The 5,426-nt window shown below is 33.8% G+C and carries 5 protein-coding genes; all 5 read right to left on the minus strand.

The features are described 5' to 3' along the window. A partial coding sequence (locus LGK95_RS21695) for an aldehyde dehydrogenase family protein (protein WP_226126985.1) occupies positions 1-579 on the minus strand: 579 nt, incomplete at its 3' end. 79 nt (positions 580-658) lie between these two features. Next, a complete protein-coding gene (locus LGK95_RS21700; RefSeq protein WP_264174631.1) occupies positions 659-2,164 on the minus strand; it encodes an acetyl-CoA hydrolase/transferase family protein in 1,506 nt (501 codons plus the stop codon). Between the two features lie 114 nt (positions 2,165-2,278). Then, positions 2,279-3,577, minus strand: a complete 1,299-nt coding sequence (locus tag LGK95_RS21705; RefSeq protein WP_226126986.1) for an acetyl-CoA hydrolase/transferase family protein — start codon at positions 3,575-3,577, stop codon at positions 2,279-2,281. A 290-nt stretch (positions 3,578-3,867) separates the two neighbouring features. Then, complete coding sequence (locus LGK95_RS21710) at positions 3,868-4,149, minus strand: NifU family protein (RefSeq protein WP_226126987.1); 282 nt, start codon at positions 4,147-4,149, stop codon at positions 3,868-3,870. A gap of 94 nt (positions 4,150-4,243) precedes the next feature. Next, positions 4,244-5,426 (minus strand): 4-hydroxyphenylacetate 3-hydroxylase family protein (locus LGK95_RS21715; protein ID WP_226126988.1); only part of this gene is annotated, 1,183 nt, incomplete at its 5' end.

Below are 5,426 nucleotides of genomic sequence, written 5' to 3' on the forward strand. Positions count from 1 at the left end.
CATTCCACCAGTAGCTACTACTACATCAACAGCTGCCATTAATGCTGCTGCTATGTGTTTATCTGATTCACCTACTACTTGAATCAAGTTTTCTGGTGCTCCTAATTTTTTCAATGCTTCATTCATTAAATTAACAGCGTGTGTTGCAGCATTCTTGGATCTTGGGTGAGGTGCTACAATGATTGCGTTTCTTCCTTTTAGAGCAAACATAGCATTACACATAGGTGTAACTATAGGATTTGTAGTTGGGGTAATAGAACATATAATCCCTTTTGGCTTTGCTACTAATAATATTCCTTCTTTTCCTTCTTCAGGTCCAAGGATATCTACAGACTTTTTACCTTTTAGGCTGTTCCATATAACCATAGCCTTACCTCTATTCTTAGCTACCTTATCCTCATAATTTCCCATTCTTGTTTCAGTTACTGCTTCTTTTGCAAGTACTTCAGCATTATCATATATTGCTTTACCAATTACTCTAACTAATTCATCCACCTGTTCTTGAGTATAATTTGCAATACTAGCTTGAGCCGTTCTTGCCTTAACCATTAGTTCATTTATATATTCTTTATTGTCCATTTTTATTTTCCTCCTATTGTAATATATCGTTTTTAACTCTTAATCTTTATTGACATTTTATTATTAAAGAAAATAGCTGTTATGCTTTTTCCTTCATTGTACCTGTTTCATTAAATCTTATATGCCATGATAGTGCATCACATAATACATGAGGAGTATGCTTTCCACCACAACATTCTGCTTTTTTAAAGTACTCTAAAAGTTGTGGTCTATAGTCAGGATGAGCACAGTTATTTATGATTGCAAGCGCTCTTTCCTTAGGACTTTTTCCTCTTAAATCAGCAGTTCCCTGTTCAGTTACAATTACCATAACATTATGCTCAGTATGGTCCACATGAGAAACCAATGGAACTATTGAAGATATATCACCTTTCTTAGCTATAGATTCTGTTGTAAATATTGTTAAAGAAGCGTTAGATGCAAAGTCTCCTGAACCACCTATTCCATTCATCATCTTTGTACCCATAACATGAGTTGAATTAACATTACCATATATATCAACCTCAAGTGCTGTATTCATAGCAATGATCCCAAGTCTTCGAATAACTTCCGGATTATTGCTTATTTCCTGAGGTCTCAATACGATTTTATCTTTTAAACTGTCTAAGTCTCTTCTAAAAGCTTTCATTCCATCTGGTGAAGGACTTAATGCAGTAGCTGAAACCATTTTGGTTTTACCACATCTTATAAGGTCAAGCATTGAATCCTGTATTACCTCTGTATAACAAGTAAGATTTTTTAAATTTGATTCACATAGTCCTGCAAGTACTGCATTTGCTACACTACCAACGCCTGATTGCAAAGGTAATAAATTTTCTGGAAGTCTTCCTTCTTTAACTTCATTCTCAAGAAAACCAATTAAGTTTTTTGAAATTGCTCTAGAAGTTTCATCTATAGCTTTTAGTGGTCTTGTTTTATCAGCCATATTTGTCATTACAACCGCAGCAATTTTTTCAATTTTACAAGGTATATAAGTTGTTCCAATCCTATCTCCCGGATGTGTTATTGGAATTGGTTTCCTAAAAGGAGGATTTTCTAAAGTATAAATATCTGCAATGCCTTCTAATTCTAATGGCTGATTTTCATTAACTTCAACTATAATTATGTCGGCATTTTCTATATATGTAGCTGCATTCCCCACTGCTGTAGTAGGTATTATATTCCCATCCTCTGTAATTGCTAATGCTTCAATAATAGCAACATTAACTTTGGGTAAAAATCCATAATTCACAAATTGAGGCATAACACTTAAATTTATATCAATATACTCAGTAAGCCCTTTGTTAATGTTCTTTCTTAAATCACTGTTAGTCTGATAAGGCATTCTTCTTGAAATTATACCAGCTTCAGACCAAGCTCCATCTATTTCTGCGCCAACAGAAGCGCCTGTATATAATGTGAGTTTCATTTTCTCACCAGTCTCTTTAACTCTCTGTGCAAGAGCTAAAGGAACAGCCTTTGGATAACCTGATGGTGTAAATCCGCTTACTCCAATAACCATTCCATCTTTAATAAGACTCGCTGCTTCCTCTGCGGAAACAACCTTTTTCATTATTTCTTCATTTCTTATTCTTTCACTTGCCAAAATTGCACCTCCAAAATTATATTCAATTTATAAACCTTATTACAAGTTACTAATTGTTTCAGTGGCTGAAGAAGGTTTTACTAACCTTCTTCAATTAATTATCCACCTATAATATTAAAATTTTGCTTTAAATCTTTTTTCCCATTCTTTTATAAGTGAAGGTCTAAAGTCTGGATGAGCAATATTTATTAAAGCTCTAGCCCTATCTTTTAAATTTTCACCCTTAAGTTGCGCTACTCCATATTCTGTGACTACATAATTAACATCATTTCTACCAGTTGTAACTGCTGAACCTCCATCGAGAAGTGGTAGAATTTTAGAGATTGTTCCATGTGCTGCGGTGGACGCCATTGCAATAATAGATTTTCCATCCTTACACATGTTTGAACCCCTTATAAAGTCTACCTGGCCACCAACACCACTTATTTGTTTTAATCCAACACTTTCTGAAGCTATTTGTCCCATGAAATCTACTTGCACACAAGAATTTATTGATATCATCTTTGAATTTTTCATAATTACCGTTGGATCATTTACATAATCTACAGGATACATTTCAACCATTGGGTTATTATCAGCAAAGTCGTATAGCCTCTTAGTACCCATTAAAAAAGTAACAACAATTTTTCCAGTGTGAAGAGTTTTAGCCTTACCGGTAATAACACCTGCTTCAACTAATTCAACAACTCCATCAGAAATCATCTCAGAATGGATTCCCAAGTTCTTCTTGTCTTTTAAGAATAATAAAACTGCATCTGGGATAGCGCCTATTCCAAGTTGAAGCGTTGATCCATCCTCAACTAGAGATGCACAATGCTCTCCTATAGCCTTCTCAACATCTCCAATTTTAGGAGGATTTAATTCAACTATTGGATGATTGTATTCTACAATGTAATCAATTTCAGAAACATGTATAAAGGAATCTCCCATAGTTCTTGGCATTTGATTATTTACTTCTGCAATTATTAATTTTGCACAATCTGCTGAAGGTTTTGTATAATCATTAGAAACACCATAACTACAATAACCATGTTCATCTGGTTGTGTAACTTGAATAAGTGCTACATCTACAGGTAATTTCCCTTTAAAAAGGCTTGGAACTTCTGAAAAATAGCAAGGTGTAAAATTTGCTCTTCCGGAGCTTACTGCTTCCCTTGTATTTCCACCTACAAATAATGAATTATGTGTAAAATGCTTTTCCATGCCAGGTTTTGCATATTCAGCCTTGTTCATTGCTACCATATGCAAGATTTCAACATTTTCATAAGCCTCACAATTAGCTACCATTGCATCTATAACTGCTGTTGGCTCTCCAACCGCATGTCCTATAACTACCCTGTTTCCTGACTTTACTTTTTCTGCCGCTTGCTTTGCAGTAACAATCTTCGATTTGTAAATTTCTTCTAAATTCATACCAACCACTCTCCCCAAGTAGAAAATCTTTATTTTGTTTATAATATTAAGTAAATAATATCTTTTCACTATATATACGTACTGTTTCGTATTTAGCTTCAAGATTTTGGTGACTTGCGCAAGTACTGCTGCAACCACATAAAATAACAACTATATTATAAACAATTCCTTGTTTTGTGGTTTCATTCTTATTACCTTACACAAATATTCCTTTAATCTTGACACTGCTGCCATTCTATCTTATGTTGAATTACAGCCTCCACAATATTTAATACCAATTATCATTATTTCTATTTATTATGTTTATTTAAAATTTTTCTAGCTTGATCTAATAATTCATCACTTACTTCATTTATTAGTACAACCTTTTTTATTTCAGGTATCTCTTTTTTAAGTTCAGCTTCAACTATATCCTCAATAGTATATTTTGCAGATAGACATCCTTTGCATTGTCCTAAAAGCTTGACCTCAACTATTCCGTCGACGACGCTAACAAGTTCAACGTTTCCATAGTGATCTGCAAGTTTTGGTCTAACATTCTTCTCAAGAATTTTTTCTATTTCAGCTAACATATCATCACTCCATTCTTATTAATATATATGAGGCGAATAAGCCTCATATATATTTAGTGAGTTCATATTATGGAAGATGCATTCATATTATAATTTATTCTTTAATTCTTGCTATCACTTTTGCTAGTGCTTTTTTATGTGACATATTGCTTTGTCTTGCTATCATTATTCTTTGTGCTTGAGGAGAACCTGCGCCATGCATTGATTCTGTTCTATAACCAACTGCAGCTGTTCCAAGTGCTAGGTTTTCTATTAATCTTAATATTCTCATTCTATTTTCTGTTGTTACGGATGCTACACCTTTTAAGTATTTTTCAAGATAAGGTCCAGTTATTGGATCTTTAAAATCTTTATCTGCAGGCATAGTAACCATTAAGCCACCAGCTATATCTTCTGCAAGTCTTACTATCTCATATGGGAATCTTGTAACATTTTGCTTACAGACATTAGCAAGTAATAAATCTATTATATAGTTACCAGCCTCTGTTTTATGGCCTTCTGCAGAACATGCTATTCCACAAGCGAATAGTGTTTCATTTAGGTGAGTCATTTCTATTAATTTATCTTTAATGTGAGATACTTTACTAGTTCCATTATACTCTGCAGCAAGTGCTGTAGCTCCAATAAGTACGTCACCTACACCAACTTTACATCCACCATAACTTTGTCTATGATATCCTGCAAATCTTTCAACAAGCATTCCTGCAAATTCAGTTTCTCCGTTTAGGAATATCCTATCATTTGGTACAAATACATCGTCAAATATAGTTAATGCTTCTACTCCACCATAGTTGTAATTACCAACATCTATATCTGCTCCTTCTTCGCTTTTTCTTGTATCACAAGATTGACGTCCAAGAATCATAATTATACCTTTTGTATTTGTTGGTACTGAGAATGATACTGCGTAATCTTTTTCATTTGGTTTCATAGCCATAGTTGGCATAACTAAAACCTCATGAGAATTACATATACCAGTTTGATGAGCCTTTGCCCCTCTTACTACAATACCATCTGGTCTTCTTTCAACGACGCGAAGATACATATCTGGGTCTTCTTGCTTTGTTATTGAAAGTCCTCTGTCTCCTTTTGGATCTGTCATTGCTCCATCTACTACAAAATCATTTTCATGAATATATTTTAAGAACTTTTTAAAATTTTCATGATAGTTGGTTCCATAAGCTTTATCAATCTCATAAGTAGTACTAAATTCAGAGTTAAATGCATCCATCCCAACGCATCTTTGAAAACATGAGCCAGTTTTTTGTCCACATAAT

The sequence above is a fragment of the Clostridium algoriphilum genome (assembly GCF_020443705.1).
GTDB classification, from domain to species: domain Bacteria; phylum Bacillota; class Clostridia; order Clostridiales; family Clostridiaceae; genus Clostridium_AD; species Clostridium_AD algoriphilum.

Bases quoted from the DNA above. Each gene is read 5' to 3' on its own strand.
- LGK95_RS21705 (WP_226126986.1), bottom strand. From the start codon at position 3,577: ATGAATTTAGAAGAAATTTACAAATCGAAGATTGTTACTGCAAAGCAA.
- LGK95_RS21710 (WP_226126987.1), bottom strand. From the start codon at position 4,149: ATGTTAGCTGAAATAGAAAAAATTCTTGAGAAGAATGTTAGACCAAAA.